This is a genomic window from Amycolatopsis sp. NPDC058278, assembly GCF_042881395.1.
Classification (GTDB): domain Bacteria; phylum Actinomycetota; class Actinomycetes; order Mycobacteriales; family Pseudonocardiaceae; genus Amycolatopsis.
In genome coordinates, this window is sequence record NZ_JBHVXZ010000006.1 from 146996 (window position 1) to 165335 (window position 18340).

At 70.1% G+C, this 18340-nt stretch carries 16 protein-coding genes; 6 read left to right on the plus strand and 10 right to left on the minus strand.

All coding sequences use genetic code 11. The features are described 5' to 3' along the window. Positions 1–10: 10 nt before the first annotated feature. Complete coding sequence (locus ACFVYA_RS04940; RefSeq protein WP_387042503.1) at positions 11–6178, minus strand: PA14 domain-containing protein; 6168 nt, start codon at positions 6176–6178, stop codon at positions 11–13. A 307-nt stretch (positions 6179–6485) separates the two neighbouring features. Between ACFVYA_RS04940 and ACFVYA_RS04945 the strand changes: the two genes are divergently transcribed. From ACFVYA_RS04945 to ACFVYA_RS04955, 3 genes are all read left to right on the plus strand, one after another. Further along, on the plus strand, positions 6486–6806 hold the full coding sequence (locus ACFVYA_RS04945; RefSeq protein WP_387042506.1) for a hypothetical protein: 321 nt from the start codon (positions 6486–6488) through the stop codon (positions 6804–6806). 81 nt (positions 6807–6887) lie between these two features. Next, a complete protein-coding gene (locus ACFVYA_RS04950) occupies positions 6888–7907 on the plus strand; it encodes an amidohydrolase family protein (protein WP_387042509.1) in 1020 nt (339 codons plus the stop codon). Positions 7908–7969: 62 nt separating this feature from the next. Next, a complete protein-coding gene (locus tag ACFVYA_RS04955) occupies positions 7970–8422 on the plus strand; it encodes a hypothetical protein (RefSeq protein WP_387042512.1) in 453 nt (150 codons plus the stop codon). A gap of 237 nt (positions 8423–8659) precedes the next feature. On the opposite strand, the gene ACFVYA_RS04960 is transcribed toward ACFVYA_RS04955, so the two are convergent. From ACFVYA_RS04960 to ACFVYA_RS04970, 3 genes are all read right to left on the minus strand, one after another. Continuing rightward, on the minus strand, positions 8660–9124 hold the full coding sequence (locus ACFVYA_RS04960; RefSeq protein WP_387042561.1) for a lipase family protein: 465 nt from the start codon (positions 9122–9124) through the stop codon (positions 8660–8662). A gap of 70 nt (positions 9125–9194) precedes the next feature. Next, the gene (locus tag ACFVYA_RS04965) at positions 9195–9776 is read right to left on the minus strand and encodes a lipase family protein (RefSeq protein ID WP_387042515.1); all 582 of its coding nucleotides are present in this window, start codon (positions 9774–9776) and stop codon (positions 9195–9197) included. A gap of 75 nt (positions 9777–9851) precedes the next feature. Continuing rightward, a complete protein-coding gene (locus ACFVYA_RS04970; RefSeq protein WP_387042518.1) occupies positions 9852–10172 on the minus strand; it encodes a hypothetical protein in 321 nt (106 codons plus the stop codon). A 332-nt stretch (positions 10173–10504) separates the two neighbouring features. Between ACFVYA_RS04970 and ACFVYA_RS04975 the strand changes: the two genes are divergently transcribed. From ACFVYA_RS04975 to ACFVYA_RS04985, 3 genes are all read left to right on the plus strand, one after another. Continuing rightward, positions 10505–10813 (plus strand): hypothetical protein, encoded by a 309-nt coding sequence (locus tag ACFVYA_RS04975; RefSeq protein WP_285992758.1) that lies wholly within the window; start codon positions 10505–10507, stop codon positions 10811–10813. Between the two features lie 45 nt (positions 10814–10858). Next, entirely contained in the window at positions 10859–12106 is a 1248-nt protein-coding gene (locus ACFVYA_RS04980; protein ID WP_387042522.1) for a nucleotide sugar dehydrogenase, read from the plus strand. A 72-nt stretch (positions 12107–12178) separates the two neighbouring features. Further along, entirely contained in the window at positions 12179–12712 is a 534-nt protein-coding gene (locus tag ACFVYA_RS04985; protein WP_387042525.1) for an EF-hand domain-containing protein, read from the plus strand. A gap of 63 nt (positions 12713–12775) precedes the next feature. On the opposite strand, the gene ACFVYA_RS04990 is transcribed toward ACFVYA_RS04985, so the two are convergent. Genes ACFVYA_RS04990 through ACFVYA_RS05015 form a run of 6 tightly spaced genes read right to left on the minus strand, consistent with a single transcriptional unit; the run spans position 12776 to position 18208 of the window. After that, positions 12776–13183 carry a DUF6917 domain-containing protein gene (locus tag ACFVYA_RS04990; RefSeq protein WP_285992761.1) on the minus strand — a complete coding sequence of 136 codons (408 nt, stop codon included), beginning with the start codon at positions 13181–13183 and terminating at the stop codon, positions 12776–12778. Next, positions 13180–14067, minus strand: a complete 888-nt coding sequence (locus ACFVYA_RS04995) for a Gfo/Idh/MocA family protein (RefSeq protein WP_387042529.1) — start codon at positions 14065–14067, stop codon at positions 13180–13182. The genes ACFVYA_RS04990 and ACFVYA_RS04995 overlap by 4 nt, the downstream gene beginning before the upstream one ends. After that, the gene (locus tag ACFVYA_RS05000) at positions 14064–15110 is read right to left on the minus strand and encodes an Ldh family oxidoreductase (RefSeq protein ID WP_387042532.1); all 1047 of its coding nucleotides are present in this window, start codon (positions 15108–15110) and stop codon (positions 14064–14066) included. Before ACFVYA_RS05000 ends, ACFVYA_RS04995 begins: the two co-directional genes overlap by 4 nt. Then, positions 15107–16342, minus strand: a complete 1236-nt coding sequence (locus ACFVYA_RS05005) for a M20/M25/M40 family metallo-hydrolase (protein ID WP_387042535.1) — start codon at positions 16340–16342, stop codon at positions 15107–15109. The genes ACFVYA_RS05000 and ACFVYA_RS05005 overlap by 4 nt, the downstream gene beginning before the upstream one ends. Continuing rightward, positions 16339–17193, minus strand: coding sequence for a sugar phosphate isomerase/epimerase family protein (locus tag ACFVYA_RS05010; RefSeq protein WP_387042537.1), 855 nt, complete (start codon positions 17191–17193; stop codon positions 16339–16341). The genes ACFVYA_RS05005 and ACFVYA_RS05010 overlap by 4 nt, the downstream gene beginning before the upstream one ends. Then, on the minus strand, positions 17183–18208 hold the full coding sequence (locus ACFVYA_RS05015; protein ID WP_387042540.1) for a Gfo/Idh/MocA family oxidoreductase: 1026 nt from the start codon (positions 18206–18208) through the stop codon (positions 17183–17185). The genes ACFVYA_RS05010 and ACFVYA_RS05015 overlap by 11 nt, the downstream gene beginning before the upstream one ends. Between the last annotated feature and the right edge of the window lie 132 nt (positions 18209–18340).

Here is an 18340-nt window from a genome sequence, read left to right on the forward strand (position 1 = left end):
ACCGCCGAGGTCAGCAGCCGCGGTGGTGGACCCGGCAGCCGTAGAACCTCAGGCCCTGCGCGCCGCCCGAACCGGCGCCGACGATGCCCTTGTGCCACCAGCGCATGCTCTTCCACGTCTTGGTGTAGATCTTCGGTTGCCGCCAGAACTTCAGACGGCCGAACTTCGCCAGCCGGGCACCGATGCCGACGGTGCCGAACGTCGCGGCGGTGAACAGCGCATCCGCGGTGTTCGCTTTCCACGTGGCCTTCCAGCCTCCGCCTTCCTGAGCGCGCTGTTGCGCCCGAACGGCAAGTGCCCCGGCTTGGAGCGCACCACAGGCCCCCCATCCGACAGCGGGAACAAAGCAGCCTACGGTCGCGCCGACCGTGACGATCGTGCCGCGGTTGTTCCAGGCCCACTGGCCGGCTTGGGCGACCTTGTGACCGGCCCAGCCGACCGCACTGGTGAACCAGTTACGGCCATCGAGATCGAGCTTGTTGACCGGGTCGGCCATGACGTACTCGTAGTCGTTCGCCGATCCTCCCTCGACGGGGTCGACGGAGAGGAACCGGCCGAGCAGCGGACTGTAGGGACGAGCACCCATCTGGACGAGCGCCAGCGCACCGGCGTGTTCGTAGCCACGTTGGTGCTGGCCGAGCCAGCCGTAGTCCAGCTGGCCGGGCTGGTTGTCGGGCACTGCGTCGTTGTCGACGGTTCCCGTGCTGGTGAGCGGCTCGCCGAAGGGGGTGTAGCTGCGCAGTTCACCGACCTGGTTGCCGGCGTCGTCGCAGCTGGCCGCGATGTCGCCACGGACGGTGGGCAGGTCCCAGCCGGCCGAAGAACCGCCGTTCGTGAACTTGGCGGAGTAGAGCACACCCGCGGGCAAGGTGATCGAACGGGTGAGAAGCCGCTTGTCCGCTCCCAGTGTCAGATCGGTTTCGTCCCCGCTGCCGGTGTACCCGTACAGGACATCGCCGGAACTGTCGCCTTGGGTGACACTGCGCCGGACGATCCGATCCGTCGCGTCGCGCGCGTAGGCGATGTCGGCCGGGTCTGCTCCTGTCGTGCGAGCGGTGAGGTTGCGATCACCCGAGTCCCACCCGAGGAAGGTGGTCGAGGCCCCGCTGGTGAACTGAGTGGTGTTCCCGTGGGAGTCGTAGCCGACCCCGGTGATGGTGGTGGCCCCGTTCGTGGCGAGGAGCCGGTCGGCCGCGTCGTAGCAGTAGCCGGTTTCGGCCGTGCCCGACGCCGTCTGGTCCAGCATTCGCATCCGGTTGGTGTTCAGCCCGGCGTTCGCCTGTGTGCCGGTGGGACAGACCGCGGAGGCCGACGAGGTGAAGTCGTAGGTGTAGTGGTGTCCCGCCACGTACGCATCGACCATCCGGCCCGCAGCGTCGTAGCCGTAGTTGGGTCCGTCCGGCCGGGGATCGAGCCCGCCCAGCGATTCGTCGACGATGGTCCCGGCCCGAGTTCTGCCGACCTGGGAGACGACGGTCTTGTTGTCCCGCGTCTTCCAGGTCAGCGTCGTCGGACGGCCGGCGTCGTCCTTGCCGATCGCGGTCAACGCGACCCCGTTGGCGTAGGTGACGCTCGACGGCTCGCCGGCGTTGTCGTAGCCGGTCGTCGCGAGCACGGTGTTGCCGAGCTTGGTGTCCAGTACCCGGCCTGCGTCGTCGTAGGTGTAGGTGGTGCTCTGGACGACGTCACCCGCGCCCGGCGGGAAGACCTTCTGCTCGACGACCCGCCCGACGAGATCGTAGCTGCTGGTCGTGCGGACTCCGTGGACGTCGGTGTACGACACCACCCTGCCCAGCAGGTCGAGCTGCGTGGTGACGGTTCCGGTGGCGTCCGAGACCGATGTGATCAGCGGGTTGCCCCCGACGGCGTAGTCGTTGGTGACGGTGCGCTCGGGTGCGGTCGGGTTCGCCGGGGTCTTCACCGTCAGCACCCGGTCGCGGGCGTCGTAGGTGGTGCAGGTCCAGTCGCCCGAAACGGATTTCGCGAGGATGCGTCCGGAAGCGTCGTAGACCTGCTCGTCGACACGAGCCTGCCCGTTCGCCGGCGTGGCCGACACGGTCGTCTTCGTCAGCCCGGCCTGGTTGATCGCGGGGCTTCCCGCCACGCACGGGTTGCTCCGCGCCTCGGTGTCCCCGTAGTAGGCGATGGCGCTGACCGCGCCGCTGGGCATGGTCTTCTTGGTCGCGCGCAGGTAGCCCGTACCAGGGGTCTCGTACGAGGTCCCGGTGGTCAGCCGCGTGGTGCCCGACCCGGTGGTGGCGCTGGTCGCCAGACCGTAGGCGGCGTCGAGCCCTGCTTCGGTGTACTGGCTGGTGCTCACCTTGTCGGGAACCCCATTGGATTCCGACGTCGTGGTCGACGTGGCGAGGCCGTAGCGCGGCCGCAACTGAGTTCCGGGTACGAGTTCCTGGACTCCCGCCGGGGTCGTCCAGTTGAGGTCGAGCTTGGCGTATCCGCCGTTGTCGTAGTAGTCGATGCGGATCTTCTTGACCTGGCCCGCGGTGTCGCTGTGGACGGTGGCCTGGCGTTCGGTGACGTTGCTGATCTGCCAGTAGTCCATGACGAGCTGGTCGTCGATCCACATGCGGATGCCGTCGTCGACGGAGGCACGGAGCTTGTAGTCGCCCGCGGCGGGGAATGCGATCTCGCCGTTCAACCGCAACGAGAACGCGTCACCCGAAAGCCCGGGGGTGACGTCCGTGCCGTACTCCCAGGAACTCTTCACACTCCCGCCGGCGCCGCCGATTCCGGTCGTGTATGCCTTGGGCGCTCCGGTGAGAGTGATGTTGTCGTAGAACGCGGCCGACAGCCCGGTCAGGTTCTCATCGTAAGCCGTGTGGCTGCGAGGCACGGAGTTCACACAGCCCGCGGCCGGTGTCTGCCCGGTGAAGCACGACGCGGGAGCGGGCCCGTAGGAGTCGACCGGACGGTCGGCGTAGTCGTACACCGTTGTCGAGACGCGACCTGCCGAGTCGGTCGAAGTCAGCTTCTGGTCCTTCTGGTTCCAGGTCTGACTGGTGGTCCTGCCAGTGGCATCGGTGGTGCTCAACAGCCGATCGGCGTCGTCATAGGTGACCTTGGAGAAGAATCCGGCGGCGGGGGCCGATCCGGCGACGGTCAGCGAGGTCGACTTGCCGGCAGGATCGTAGGTGTATCCGCGCCGGGGCCGGGGCTGACCGGGCGCGGGAGCCTGGACGAGAACTCCGGAGACCTTCGGCTTTCCCGAACTGGTGTCGTAGCTGATCTCCGAGCGGACGTCGGCGGCATTGGCCCGGTTGGCCGGGTCGGCGGCGATCCAGTCGTTGATCAACGACGACCGCTGGGTGGTCATGAGGCCGGTTGCGTCGTAACCGTAGTCACTGACTTCGGCACCCGGATCCTCGATACGGGAAAGCCGGCCCTGGGTGTACCAAAGGCGGGTTTCCGTCCCGTCCCAATAGCTGATCCGGCACAGCATCTGAGCCGGCGCGAGGGCATCCGCCCCGGCCGGGGCGCCGGCTGCGCCGTAGCAGTCGTCGCCCGCGCGGTTGTAGTGCAGAACCTGTGACCGCTGGGAGACGGGGTCCTTGATTTCTCGCAGCCGCGAGGGCGATCCGTCGTAGATGTACTGCAGCGTGGCCGGTTTGCGGCTGTCGACGACGCTCGACTGGCTTTCCAGCTTGCCGTCGGAGCGGAACACGTAGACGCTGCCGCCATCGGTCAGCGTGACCTTGCCGGCAGTGTCGAGCGCGAGGATCCCGCTTTCGTTGTCGGGGGCGGTGTAGCCGCCGGTGCTCTTCTTGGTCCAGGTGTGCTTGGCTCCCGACGCGTCCGTCAAGACGATGTTCTGGTCGGTGACCTTGGCTTCGGTGTAGCTCGAGCCGTCACCGTCCAGGTCGGCCGAGAGCGTCCAGCCCTGCGGCAGCACCGGCAGGTCACTGGTGAACAACCAGTCCGCGGGGACGATCTGCGGCGCGACGGTGGTGTTGTCGGAAGTGCGGACGAACAGCCGCATCTTCGCCGCACCGGTCGCTTCGGCGTTCTCCACCTTGATCGGGACGCGTTGGCCGGCGGTCAGCGAGACGTTGGTGGACTGGGTCCAGTTCAGGTCACTGGCGTTGTTGACCTCGTAGACCTTGGCGTTGTTGATCCACACGGTGCCGCCGTCGTCGTGCACCCCGGCGAACTGGTAGGTCCCGGTGACCGGGGCTTGGAAGAAGCCTTCCCAGCGGGCGACGAACCAGTCCGCGGGCAGCGCGGGCGCGAACGGCGAGTCGGTGCCCCAGTCGACGTTGACCTGCGGCTCGGGCCGCACCAGCACCGGCTGCTGGGCGTCGTTGATGATCCCGTTGTGCGACAGGTCGGCGAAGTAGGACGCCTTCAGGCCCTTGTTCTCCACCTGCTGGGAGTTGTAGGTGAACGTCAGACCAGCGCTTCCTGCGACAGTCGTGAAGCTCGGACTGGCCTCCGATACCGAGGCGTTGCCATTGGCCAGGTTGACGCTGACCGGCCCCGCGGTGTCGACCGGCGAAGGGCCGTGGTTGCCGATGCGCTGATCGATCTTCAGATGGCCGATCCAGGTCGGGGTGATCGTGGTGGCGCCGCTGTAGGTCATCGCCTGCCAGGTGTAGGCGACCCCGTCCTGCAGCACTCCCGCCGGGACCGTCCAGGTCGGAGTGGTCAGGCAGCCGGACTCGGCCACGACGCCGGACTTGCCGTCGGCGCCGGTGGCGATGCGGAAGCAGTACTTCACCGCGTCACCGTCCGGGTCGGTCACCGGGGCGGCCGACAATGTCGGGGTCAGCGACGTCGACACCGTGCCGTCCGCCGGGCCGACCAGCGTCGTCGCCGGCGCCGGGGTACCGGTGTCCACGGTCAGGGTGGCGTTGAGGTTCTTGTACGTCCACGTGCCCGCGTTCTCCGCACCGATCAGCATGAACGACACGTTGACATCGCGGGCGTTGACCCGGCCCCGCAGGAAGTCCGTGAAGGCCTGGCTGGAGAACGAGCCCACGTCCCCGACCAACGCGCCGGCCAGGAACGGCCCGACACCGTTGAAGTCGTTGTTCGACGCGTGGTAGAGGTTCGTGTTCCAGGTCTTGACCGACCCGACCACGCTGGTGTTGCGGGTGAGGTCCATGGTCGCGCCGACCACCGTCTTGCCCCACAGCGGCGAATAGTCGAAGTGCGCCACCGACCGGTTGTAGGTGTCCCCGTTGGCCTGGCTGTTCCCGACCCGCAGACCACAGTTGTTGCAGTTGGTGCCATCCGAGCGGTAGGCGAAGGAGTACTGCACCCCGAACGTCACCGTGGGGTCCACCGATACCGGATACACCCGCTTCGGGTCACGCAGCCAGTTCGGGTCCACCGCGACGGTCAGCCACCAGTCGTTGCCGGCCTTGTCCAAGGCGTAGCTGCCGCCGGTCATCGCCGGCGCCGTCACCCCACCACCCGCGGAATCCCACGTTTCGATCGGCGGCAGCACGAACTTCGCGGCCCCGCTCTTGTCGGCCAAAGTGACCGAGCCGTTCTTCTCCAGCTTCGGCGTCAGATCCCCGGTGGTCAGCTTGAACTTCCACGACGAACGCCCATCGGCCGGCGGCCGCTTGAGCTTGATGGTCTCTTTCACGGCACCGGGGGTGACCTCGTAGTCCAGGTCCGTGCCCGCGGCGACCTCCGGATAGGTGACCGAGTCACCCTTGACCGCCGCGGCCGCCGGGGCGGACTGGTCCAGGGCCAGGCCCGCGGTGTGACCGCCGGATTCGACCTGCAGCACCGCGGCGTCGTTGGCTTTGGTGGCCAGCGACGGGCTCAACGGGTGGTTGTCCGCGTCGGCGCGTTTGGTCGCCGGGTCGGTTTCCAGGGTGGTCTGGACCGGCTGCCACTGACCCTGCTCGTCCTGGACGTTCAGCGGCTGGTTCGACTCCCGGACCGAATGCGTGCCATCCGGGTTGACGTACTCGGTGGTGAACATCGTCCGCGACACCGGCTTCGACCGCTGCGGGTCGAAGTGCGTCCCTGCGCCACCGTCCAACCGGGACTGAGCTGCGAAGTCCGCCTTCGACGGTACCTGCGCCGCCACTGGCGCCGCCGCGGCCGAAGGCAGCAAGCCGACCTCACGCGGATCGATCGGCTTCGGCGCCTCAGCCGAGCGCGGCGGGGCCGCGATCGCTTCGGTACCGCTGACAAGCAGGATCATCGTCAAGGCGAGCACAACGGCTCTCGCCCAGCGGACTCGGCGGACAGGATGCGACAACCGCAACACAGCCAGTTCCTCCCCCGGCAACCCGGCATTCCGCCGTGGTCGCCCCCAATGGCCCACGGAGCACTTCTCGCCGCCGCGGGTCTTGCCAGGGCTCTTCGCACACGTCTTGTCCGGTGCTCGAAGGTCGGGAATACCTATCCCCTCGCCCGCACCGCACATCGGCGGAACCTCCCACGCCTGTTACATGGAGCGAACGAGACGAGACACACAGTTGTCAAATGATCATCAATCCGGTAGGCGCGTGAACGGGATCGGCACCCATGCCGCCCCACCAGCCGGCCGCGACCAGTCAGAACCGGCCGGACTCCATTGCGGCGACCTCGGCGCTGTCGCCGGCGCACGATGGATGCCGTCGACCAGGTCGGCGCGTGCTCACTGGAACGTTCTCCGGGCGAACAAGAGCAACCCGGCCGACCGCAACCAGCCGTACGACTTCAGCGACTGGATCAAGATCGTCCGGGGGTTCACCGGCGACGCCGCGACCGCCGACACCGTCATCAATCCGTTTGGCGGCTACGCCACCCCCATCTGGAGACTGACACCAGCCTCGTATCAAAGATAACGCAAGCTTGCTTCCATCGATCTTTCCAGTGATACGCTGCAGCCAGTATCACTGGAAACACCTGGTGGAGGAATGTTCGACATGTCCGACAAGCTGCGCATCATCGGTCTTGAGGAACACCTGGTCCTGCCGGTTCTGCTCGACGCGTGGAAGAGGGCCGGAGTGCAGCCGCACCGCTACGGTGACGACCACCCGGTCACGCAACGGCTGCGTGACGTCGGCGATCGACGTCTCGCCGACATGGACGACCAGGGCATCGATGTCGCGGTGCTGTCCCTGGCCTCGCCGGGCGTGCAGAACCTTGCGGCGGCCGACGCCGTGAGCGTCGCACGTGAGGCCAACGACGCGCTCGCCGAGATCGTCGACGCCAACCCGCTGCGGTTCCAGGCACTCGCGGCCATCCCGACGTCCGCACCCGAAGCCGCCGCGGCGGAGTTGGAGCGTGCGGTCACGCGGCTCGGCTTCCGCGGCGCGATGCTGTACGGCCGCACCGGCGACAAACTGGCCGACTCGCCGGAATTCGACGACCTCTACGCCACCGCCGAACGGCTTCGCGTCCCGCTGCACTTCCACCCCCAGGCCCCGGTGCAGGCGGTCCAAGAGGCGTATTACTCGGGACTGCCCGACGGCGTGGGTCCGGCGCTGGCGACCGCCGGGCTGGGCTGGTACTACGACCTCGGCGTGCAGTACCTGCGGATGATCTTCTCGGGGGTGTTCGACCGGCATTCCGAACTGCAGGTGATCGCCGGACACTGGGGCGAGGTCGTCCTGTTCTACCTGGATCACGTCGGCGTCCTGCAGGGCATGGCGAAGCTGCAGCGGCCGCTGGCCGACTACTTCCGCCAGAACTTCTGGGTGGCCGGCAGCGGGACCGTCAGCGAGCGCTACCTACGCTGGACGGCCGAGGTCGTCGGAACCGACCGCATGCTCTACTCGACCGACTACCCCTACACCTTCGGCACCCGCCCCGGTGGCTTCCCCTACCTGGACACCAGCGGCGGCATCGCCAGATCCTTCCTCGAAAACGCACCCTTCACCCAGGAGGAGAAAGCCGCCATCGGATCCGGCAACTGGGAGCGGCTGACCGGCCACCTCGCCTGATTGTCCACACGCGACAATCTGCCATTTTCCCGGTGGATACGGCATTTCGAGAAAGAGCCACCATGACTGTCCGATCTGACGCCCGCACCGACGACCGACCCTCAGCCTTGGCAGACAGGATCGGACGAGTACTGCTTGCCCTCTGCGCGATCGCCACACTGGGCGCGTTCACGTACGGCATCAGCATTCTGTTCACCGTCTCGCCCGATCGCCTGATGTCCGAAGCATGGCGGACCCTCGCCTACCTCCTCTTCGCCGGCCTCTACACCATGATCATCACAGCGCCGCGCAACCAACGCGGCCCCTGGGAGCTCATCTTCCTCCACAAGATCGCCATCACCGTCTTCGGCATCGTCGCGGCCACGGGCAACACACCCGACGCCGCGACGACCTGGCCCATCGACCTCAGCCTCGTAGCGGCGACGGCCGTCGCCTACGTGCTGTGCCGCGGCTGGCAAGGCTGGCGAACCAACCCCACCACGGCGAGCGCCACACGTACCCGCTCAACCAGATGACGTAACCGGGCGGTGTCGGGCACTGGTCGATGCTCGACACCGCACACATCATCGGCCGGCGGCGCCACCGTCCTGCTGTTCCTGTGGCACCACGGCATAACCCGATGTTTCCGATGCGGCGGGACTCGGCGTGGCGGCGAGGCGCTGGTTGGCCCGGACACCGACCACCCGCCGAGCGGACGCCCGCGTTCGCGCCGAGGAACTACCGGTGGCGCCGCCTGTGGCTGTCGCGACGGATCAGCCCTCCTGCTGCTGCGACACAGCGACCGCGTGCGAGGAGGTCGCCGCGCCGGAGATGAGCAGACAGGCCATCACGTCGGCGGAGGTGCGCGGCATACCGGTTTCGTTGGGAGCCGCGCGGGTGTTCGGTGAGGTCAGGAGCAAGTGGTGGGTGCGGGCCGCCCGGCGAAGCGGTCGCCCAGCCAGGCGCGCGGCCGGCAGGCCGGCGGTCTCGCCGGCGATGTGGTCACCCGGCACGAGCGCGAACACGGTGCGGACGCCGGCGGAGCACCAAGCGCGGTTCAGGGCCTGCGCTTGGCCGAGCGGCACGATTTCGTCGAAGGCGGCGTGGTACTGGAACACGGGCACGGTCGGCGCCGGTCGGGTGGTCAGGTTGTTCTCCGCGTACACCGCGGCGACGTCCGGGCGTGCGTCGAACTGCCGGATCATTTCGCCGGTGGAGTAGCCGCTGAACTTCTTCAGCGGAAAACTGGCGACGCGCTGAGGGAGTCATCGAGCGGGAACCGGCCGGGGTAGGCCTGTTGCAGGCCGATCAACGCGTACAGCTGCAGGCCCTCTCCGAGCAGGCTACCGTCCAGTGATTCGGCGACGTTCGCGATGTCGGCCGGCAACCGCCGGACACGTCGGTGATCAGCTGCAGGTCCGGCGCGTAGGCCGAGGCCAGGGACGCGGCCCAGCTCGACGCCCCGCCACCTTGGGAGTAGCCCATGGTGGCCCACCTCGTCGCCGGGGAAATGCCCGTTCCCGGAACGGAGGCGGCCGCTCGGGCCATGTCCAGCACGGAATGCGCCTCGGAGACCCCGGCGACGTAGGTCGGGGTGGCACCGGTGGTGTAGCCCTCGTAGTCGCTCACCACGACGCCCCAGCCCCGAGCCTGCAGCAGCGCGACCGATTCCAGTTCCTGCTCGGTCGAGGTGGCGAACTGCTTGGACGGCGCGCACTGCGGCCCGAGCCCCTGGGTGCCGACCGCGGCGTCGACCCACGGCCGGGGACCGGCGGCGACGGCGGCTGGTAGAAGCCCGCGGACGTGGCAGAAGCCACGGTCGGCCTTCCCGTCCGGAGCGCAAGACATGATCAGGACGCAGTACGACCGTGCCCCGGTATCGGCGCGCATGAACCTCGCACCCGTTCGGCAAATCCTTCTTGCAGGCGCCCGGGTTGACCGTGCCGGCCCTGGCCGGGGGAGCGCCTAGGCGCCCGGTGACGTCCATCCGCTTCCCCAACGGAGCCGGCGCCGACGGCGTCCTGGCGTGTCGGACGCCGGCATGGCGGCATTCGCGGGGAATACGCGTGGACCGCGACGCAGGTGCCGCTCTGCCGCGGCGACATCAGGGGTGACGCGCTGCGCGTTGAGGTTGCGGATGGTGCGTACCAGCCGGGCGACATCGGCTTCCGAGGCGGTCGCCATGGACGGCATCGCCTTCACGAACGCCGCCATCGCGTCGTCGTCGTCCAGTTCCAGCCGCGCCGGCAGCGCCACCCGCGCACAGCTGAAAGCCCGGTTCGCCATGCCACATCCTCCACTCGTCGGTCGACGAGCGCCCGGGTACCCACTGCCGTCCTCGGCGGAACGCGCCGGGGACCGGTTCACCTTGTGGTGTGCACCACGCTTCCCTGCTCACTGTGCATCACTGTGTCCGCGTCACCGGTCACCCGACATCGTGAACCAAGGCGATTCCGCGAGGATTTCGCGCACTCGATCCAGAACAATATGCCGCCATCCGACTGAACTCCCGCATCGCACCGCGACCTGCACGAGTGGCATTCCGTTCGAGCCGCGGTTTCCCTGGAATCGGCTGTTAGTTTCGCTGATGACGACGGGACTTCCCTCTTGGAGGAAAGATGAAGCGGTTTACGGCAGTCCTTTCGAGCACGGTGGCGGTCGCTGCACTGCTGGTGTCGGCCAGTCCCGCGGCCGTCGCCGCGACGGGCGAAGTCGTGGTCTTCACCACCGAAGTCGTCCCGCTGGACGTCCACGAAAACCCTCATGGCTGCTACCCGCTCCCCGAGGGAGCGCACGTGCTCGCCAACCGCACCGACCGGCCGGTGCGGGTTTACGGGACGCCCGAATGCTTCGGCAGCCCCATCCTCACCGTGAAAGCGAACTGGGGATCGCACGTCCCCCCGGCCGCGGCGAGCTTCCACGTCTGATCGGCAACCGTGCGCACACATTCCGACCGAGCTGAAAGGATGCACGTGTCCGTCGATCTCGTCGTCGTCGGGGTCGGGTACGTCGGCTTGCCACTCGCGGCCGCCGCCACCACCGCCGGCCTGTCGGTGGTGGGCTACGACACGTCTCCGGCGGTGCGGGAGCAGGTGGGACAGGGCCGGTCGCACGTGCCCGACGTCAGCGGCGCGCAGCTGCGGGCGTTGCGCGCGGACGGGTTCGCGGTGACCGGCGATCCGGCCGTGATCGCGCGGGCGGAGACGGTGGTGATCTGCGTGCCCACCGGCCTCGGGCCGGACGGCGGCCCGGACCTGTCCGCGGTGCGCGACGCGGCGGCCGCCGTGTCCGGCCACCTGCGTCCGGGCACCCTGGTGGTCCTGGAGTCCACCAGCTTCCCCGGCACCACCGACGAGGTGGTGCGGCCCATCCTGGAGCGCCGCGGTCTCGTGGCGGGGGAAGACTTCTCGCTCGCGTACTCGCCGGAACGGGTCGACCCCGGCAACCGGCGGTACGGCATCCGCAACACCCCCAAGGTCGTCGGCGGGCACACGCCACTGTGCGCCAAGCAGTGCGTCGCGTTCTACAGCCGCTTCGTGGACACCGTGGTCGTGGCACGGGGCACGCGTGAGGCCGAGATGGCGAAGCTGCTGGAGAACACCTACCGGTACGTGAACATCGCGCTGGTCAACGAGGTCACGATGTTCTGCGGCGAGCTCGGCCTGGACATCTGGGACGTGCTGCACTGCGCGGGCACCAAGCCGTTCGGGTTCGCCTCGTTCACGCCCGGCCCCGGCGTGGGCGGGCACTGCATCCCGGTGGACCCGCGCTACCTCCTGGACAAGGCGCGCCGCGCCGGGAGCCGGTTGGGCGTCGTCGAGGCGGCGCGCGAGGTGGACTCCGCCATGCCGTCCTACCTGGTGCAACGAGCGGCCCGGTTGCTCGCCGGCGCCGGCCTCGAACTCGCCGGCTCCACGGTGCTGCTGCTCGGCGTGGCGTACAAGGCCGGGGTACCGGACACGCGCGAGTCGGCGACGCTGCGGGTGGCGGCCGAACTGACCGCGCTCGGCGCGCACGTCCGCTACCACGACCCGGTGACCGGCCCCGTGCCCGAACTCGGACCACCGGTGTCCGACCTGGACTCCGCCCTGCGCGACGCGGACGTGACCGTCCTGCTCGTCGGGCACGGCGGTTACGACCTGAGCCGCCTGGCCAGGAACGCCCGGCTCCTGCTCGACGTCACGGGTCGCGTACCTGGGGAGGAGGTCCACCGCCTGTAGCAACCCGCGACCGGGGGTGGAGCCCCGGCCGCGGTCATGACACCGTCCGCATGCTGAAGGAGCACGCAGAAAATGACCACTGCTGTCAAGAACAAGCGCCTGGAACTCCGCTTCGACAAGTGGGACCGCAACGGCAACGGCCGCATCGAGCGGTCCGACCTGGAGGCGGAAGCCCGCCGGATCCTCGAGGCGTTCGGCGAGTCGCCGTCCACCCCGCAGGGCCGCGCCCTGGTGGAGTCGTTCACCGGCACCTTCGAGTACCTCGCCGAACGGGCCGGGGTCGGCCGCGACGGCGCGCTGGACCGCCGTCAGTTCACCGAAGTCATCGAGGCGGAGGTGTTCAAGGGGGGTGACGCCGGGTTCGGGCGCGTGGTGCGGCCGATGATCCAGGCGATCCTCAACGTGTGCGACACCGACGGCGACGGCGAGGTCAGCCCGGACGAGTTCGCCAAGTGGCTGGGCGCGGCCGGGGTGAGCCGGGCGAAGGCCGAGGAGTCGTTCCGTCTCATCGACACCAACGGCAACGGCTCGCTGACCGTGGACGAACTGGTCGCGGCGGTGAAGGCCTACCACTTCGGCACGCTGGACGTGCCGCTGCTCGGCTGAGGGGTTCACCCACGACGGACGGGCCCGGAGCATCTCTCCGTGGCCCGTCCGTCGTGGGTGCGGTCAGTGCGCGACGCCGGCGGGCCGGCTGAACCGCACGGTGCGCTCGGGGTGCATCCCGACCTCGGGTCCGGTGTGCGGCCGCGGCGTGGAGATGAGGATGTTGTAGTGGTTGGGGTGGTGGCACGCGTCGAACCCCAGCACCGTGCCGATCAGCTCGCCTTCCAGCCACACCTCGTCGCCGCGGTCGATCACCCCGGCGTCGTCGATCTCCACGAAGCCCAGGAACCCCACCCGATCGATCCGGTCCGCGGTCACCGGGTGGTCGGTCGTGACGAGTTCGTGCACCTCCCCCTGGCGGACGCAGCGGCTGGCGAACGGCTCCAGGCGCATGCCGCGGTCGTCGCGGCGGTGCACGAGCACCTTGACCACCCGGCTGTGCACCGCGCGCTTCGGCCCGTCCTCGATCACGTGTTCTCCCTTCGGTACGCCTCGTCCACCAAGGCCAAGGCGGCCAAGCCACCGTCGGCCCACGCGCCGCCGGCGGCCACGGCACGCGCGAAATCCCGGAGCACACCCTCGTATTCGTGCCACAGCGAGCCCTTGAAGCCGTCGTGCCCGGCGAGCATGTCCGCCCGCAGCTCACGGCCGTCGGCGAGACGTGCGGTCACGTCCTTCACCTCGCCCGGGTAGGACCAGTCCAGCTCCACCCGCACCGGCGCCCTCCCCCGCGCCGTGAGCACGGCGTGGCGGTCGATCCCGGCCGCGTCCCGGCCGACGCGCGCTTCGCACAGCCGCAGCGGACCGGCGAACAGGCGCGCCACGTCGAGCGCGTTGGGGCCGTTGTCGGCCACGCAACCACCGCCGGACCGGGCGGCGTCGAGGTACCAGCGGTCGGTTCCGACGTGCTCCTCGATGCGTTCGAAGTACCGCACGGTCACCGATTCCAGCGGCCGGCCGTCCACTTCGGCCAGCAAGGCGAGGACGTTGTCGTTGTACCGCCGGTGGAACGCGGTGAACAGCGCCCCGTCACGTGCGCGGGCCGCCGCCGCCAGCTCGCGGCCGCGCGTCAGATCGATGTCCAGCGGCTTCTCCACGCACACCGGCAGGCCCGCCTCGATCGCGTCGAGGCAGATCGCCGCGTGCGCGTCGTTCGGCGCGGTCACCACCACGGCGTCCACCAGGCCGGCGGCCAGCATCGCCCGGTGGCCGGAAAACGCCGGCACCGCATGGCCGACGCGGGCCTCGGGGCGCGGATCGCACACGGCGGCCAGTGCGAACCCGGCCAGCCGGTCGATCGCGGCGAGGTAGAAGCGGGAGATGACGCCGAGTCCGACCACCCCCAGCCGGATCACCCCGCGGCCCGCAGGGTCGAGGCGAGCAGCTCCTCGTACAAGCCGGCGGGCAGCGGCACGCCGTGCGTCCGCCGCCATGCCGCCCGTTCCCCTTCGTGCCAGCCCGGGTAGACGACCGGGCGGCGCGGGTCGGCCGGCGGGCAACCCAGAAGTGCGGAGAACAACGCGTCGGCGTCGTCGGCGAAGCCCGTCCGCAGCCGCGCGGGCGCGATGGCGAGCGCCATGACGCCGATGTCGTCGTCGGTGTCCCCGGCCCGCACCGGGCCCAGCGCGGCACCGGACACCAGTGCCGACAGCGCTTCCACCAGCAGCCCGAGTCCGAAGCCCTTGTAGGCACCGGTCCGCGGGGCGCTGCCCAGCCACAGCAGGTGGCCCTCGCCCCGGTCGTAGGCGGCCGGGTCGGTGACCGGCGTGCCGTCGTCGGCGGCCAGCCACCCGGCGGGGATCGGCTCGTCCGCCCGCGCCGCGGCCCGGACCCGGCCGGTGGGCACCACCGTCGTGGACATGTCCAGCACGAACGGGTGCCGGTCGCCCGCGGGGCAGGCCAGCGCCAAGGGGTTGGTGCCCAGCACCTTCGCCAGGCCGCCCGGTGGCCGGGCGATGACCTGGCCACCGCAGTTGGACGTGACCAGGCCGATCACGCCCCGGTCGGCGGCGCGGGCGGCGTGGAACCCCGCGCACCCGATGTGCGTGGCGCCGCGCAGCGACACCACGCCGACGCCGTACCGCCCGGCGCGCGACACGGCGAGGTCCATCGCCTGGGAGGCCGACCACAGGCCGAGGGTGCGGTGGGCGTCGGCCAGCACGCAGGCGCCCAGATCGGTGAGGATCTCCATGTCGGCCGCCGGATCGGCGCGACCGGACGCCAGCAGCGGCAGGTACAGCCGGGTGAGGTTGACCAAGCCGTGCGAGGTGACGCCGGTGAGGTCCCCGTGCACGAGCGCCCGGGCCGCGGTATCGGCGCGGTCGGGCGGGACGCCGCGGCCGGTGAACACCCCCGCCACGGTCGAGACCAGTTCGGGGTAGGGCACGACGACGTTCATCGTCCTCCGTTGCGGGCGAAGCGCGTGACCAGCTCGCACACCACCGCCGAGAACCGGTCCAGTTCCTCGACGTGGGCGTGTTCGCCGCGCGCGTGGGCGTTGTTGGTTTCCAGCGATCCCGGCCCCAGCACGGCGGTCCGGGTCCCGGGCACGTCGGCCAGCCAGATCGCGTCACAGGTGAAGCCGGGCTCGCCGGCCGGCCAGGGCGGCGCGATCCCGTCCAGGTCCGGCACGTCGTGGTCGCGCAGCGCGGGGAGGCCGCGTTTGCGCCACTCCAGCGCCGTGATCGCGGAGGCGTCGACGGCGGTGCGGCGGAACGGCTGGGTGCCCCGGAAGCGCTCGGTGAACTCCACCAGACCGTCCCGCAGCCCTTCCTCCAGCGCCCCGGTCAGGACCGCGGCCGACTCGGCACTTCCGTAGGACAGGTTCAACAGCAGTTCGCCGGAGCCGTAGACGCGGTTGTGCAGCCGTCCCGTGTGCAGGCCCGCCACGCACACCCAGCCGTCCGGAACGCACCCTGCCAGCACCAGCGCGAGGTGCTGGGCCAGGAACCCGAGCAGCACCGTCGCGTTGTGCCCGGCGTGCGGCTCGTCGTCGATCGCGTCTTCGCCGCGCACGACGACGGCCGCGGTCATGGCGGCGGTGCAGCGCGGCAGGCAGCGCAGGCCGGTGGGTTCGCAGAACACGTTGAGCGTGCCGTGGAAGCCCGCCTCCACCAGCGGCCGGGTGCCGTAGACGCCCATCGCGCCGCCCTCCTCGCCGGAGACGGCCTGCACGAGCACGCTGACGTCGCGGCCCACCGCCGGATCGCGGGCCGCCTCCCGCAGGCCCGCCAGCAAGGCCACCGCGGGGCCCTTGGCGTCGATCGCGCCCCGGCCGTGGAACCGGACGCCGTCGAACCCCACCGGCTCGACCGGGGCGACCGTGTCCAGGTGCACGTTGAACATCACGGCCGGCTCGGCGTGGCCCAGCCGCAGCACCAGGCTCGGCTGGCACTCCAGGAAGCCCGGGTCACGCCGCACCGCCTCGCGCACGACGGCGGGGACATCAGCCCGCCGGATCACCTCCGGCGACGCGGGCCCCAGGTGCGCGGTGTGCATGCCGAACGCGTGCGCGGCCCCGGCGTAAGCGTGCACGGCGTCCCACAGCCGCACCTCGCCGTCGGTTTCCAGCGGACCCGCGGTGGGCGTGCGCAGCAGCTCCAGCAGCAGGTCGCGATCCGGGGCGATCACCGCAACAGCCCGGCCAGCGCCCGCCCCGCGCGCACGAACGCCGCCGCCGCGCCCTCCGCCGGCCGGTCCGAGCGGTGCGGCTGGAGCGCCACGTGCGGTTCCAGCGACCACGCCCCGGCATAGCCGGCCGAGCGCAGCAATCGCACGCAGTCGCGCACGCGCGCCTCGCCCGTGCCGGGATCGACGAACGCGGTGCCCCGGGCGTCTTTGACGTGTACGTGCGCGACGTGAGGCGCGACGCGCCGCAACACCTCGTAGCCGTCGTAGCCATGGGCGACGGGGTTGCCCGTGTCGAACAGCAACCGCAGCGAGGAGCCGTTCACCGCGGCCAGCAGCTGCAGCATCCGGCCGGCGTCCGAGGCGGCCCACCCCGAGCAGTTCTCGTGCAGCAGCACGACACCGGCGGCCTCGGCGGCCCGGGCCAGCGCCACCACGCGGTCGAGCACCCGCGCGCGCCAGCGGTACTCGTCCAAGCCGTCGTTGGGATAGGACATGATCCGCACGTAGCGGGTGCCCAGGACGGCGCACTGCCGGGCCAGCACGGCCAGTTCGGCCAGGTCGTCCGCGAACGGCGCGGTGATCGGCCGGGCCCAGCCGCCGATCCGCGACGCCACGCACACCACCCGCACGCCGTGGCCGGCCAGCGTCGAGGCCACCCGGGCGAAGTGCCGCTCGTCCAGGTCGGCGACGGCCAGCCCGTCGACGGTGCGCAGTTCGACGGCCGACCAGCCCAGCTCGGCGAGAACGGCCAGCTGGCCGGCCAGGTCCGGGGCCGCCTCGTCGGTGATGCCGGCCAGGACGGCGTCGCCGGCGTGCCGCGGGGATGCGGTCGCCGCGGCCTCAGAGCGCACTGACGGCCACCGGCACGTGACCGGCCGGGACCACCGGCTCGGCACTGATGTTCTTGGCCACCGACAGCAGCCTGGCCACGTCGCAGGCGACGGAGAAGCTTTTCGCGTGCTGGTCCCGGCTGCCCTGGAACAACCGGTAGGCGTAGATCATCCACTCGGTGAGCGAGTCGTCCCGCAGGACCTGGTGCTCGCGTCGGCCGTCCACCGTCACGGTCAGCTGGGAGTAGGGGTCGTCGGAGCTGACCGCGTAGTGCCCGACCGCCGTACCGTTTTCGAACCGCAGCACGACGCGCCGTTCCCGCACCGGGGACGTCAGATCCGACTCGATCTCCGTGCGCGTGCCGTTGGTGTGCCGCAGCCCCACCCGGGCGCCACCCATGCGGGGCACCCGCGTCTTGCCGACCACCAGGTCGGTGCCGGAGGCGTGGGTGACCCGGGCGTTGCCGGCCAGGCGCAACGCCAAGCCCACGCCGTGCGGCAGTTCGACGTCGAACGCCGTCCGGTGCGACGTCGTGGTCAGCGAGCGCCGGAATCGCGGCTTGTTCTGCACGAGCGTGATCGAGCGCGGCTCGCCCAGCCGCCCGTCCCGCCCCAGCGCCGTCAGCCGAGCGGTCAGCGAACTGGTCAGCCACGGCTCGACGACGGCGATCCGCAGTCCGTGTCGCCGGCGCAGCTCGATCACCCGGGACAGCTCGTCGGTGTCGATGGCCAGCGGCTTCTCCACCACCAACCGCCGGAACCCCAGTCCCGCGAGTTCGGCGAGCACGTCGGACCGGCTTTCCGGCGGCGTGCACACGTGCGCCACGGTCCGCGCCGGGTCCACTTCCGCCGCGGCGGACGCCAGGCTTTCCCGGACGATCAGCCCCGGTCTCCCGGGCGGCGTCCGCCACGGGTCGCAGCCCACGACCGGCTCGTCGTCGAACAACTGCGGCGCGGCGGCACGAGCGCCCGCGAGCACCGGGAGGTGCAGCTGCGCGCCCGCTCGTCCCAGCCCCACCAGAAGTGTCCGCAACACCGATCACCGTCCATTGTGGATTGAATATCGCCCGCGTCACCGAAAGGCGATCCGATTCGCAATGAGTTGAGATTTCACGGTTCCGGCGACGCTTGTCAACACCGCCTTCTCCTAGTTGACCAAGAAGAGTGA

Excerpts from the sequence above, each read along its gene's own strand:
- ACFVYA_RS05000 (WP_387042532.1), bottom strand. The coding sequence starts at position 15,110 with ATGAACGTCGTCGTGCCCTACCCCGAACTGGTCTCGACCGTGGCGGGG.
- ACFVYA_RS04955 (WP_387042512.1), top strand. The coding sequence starts at position 7,970 with ATGACTGTCCGATCTGACGCCCGCACCGACGACCGACCCTCAGCCTTG.
- ACFVYA_RS04950 (WP_387042509.1), top strand. The coding sequence starts at position 6,888 with ATGTCCGACAAGCTGCGCATCATCGGTCTTGAGGAACACCTGGTCCTG.
- ACFVYA_RS04985 (WP_387042525.1), top strand. The coding sequence starts at position 12,179 with ATGACCACTGCTGTCAAGAACAAGCGCCTGGAACTCCGCTTCGACAAG.
- ACFVYA_RS04970 (WP_387042518.1), bottom strand. The coding sequence starts at position 10,172 with ATGGCGAACCGGGCTTTCAGCTGTGCGCGGGTGGCGCTGCCGGCGCGG.
- ACFVYA_RS04975 (WP_285992758.1), top strand. The coding sequence starts at position 10,505 with ATGAAGCGGTTTACGGCAGTCCTTTCGAGCACGGTGGCGGTCGCTGCA.
- ACFVYA_RS04965 (WP_387042515.1), bottom strand. The coding sequence starts at position 9,776 with ATGCGCGCCGATACCGGGGCACGGTCGTACTGCGTCCTGATCATGTCT.
- ACFVYA_RS04940 (WP_387042503.1), bottom strand. The coding sequence starts at position 6,178 with ATGATCCTGCTTGTCAGCGGTACCGAAGCGATCGCGGCCCCGCCGCGC.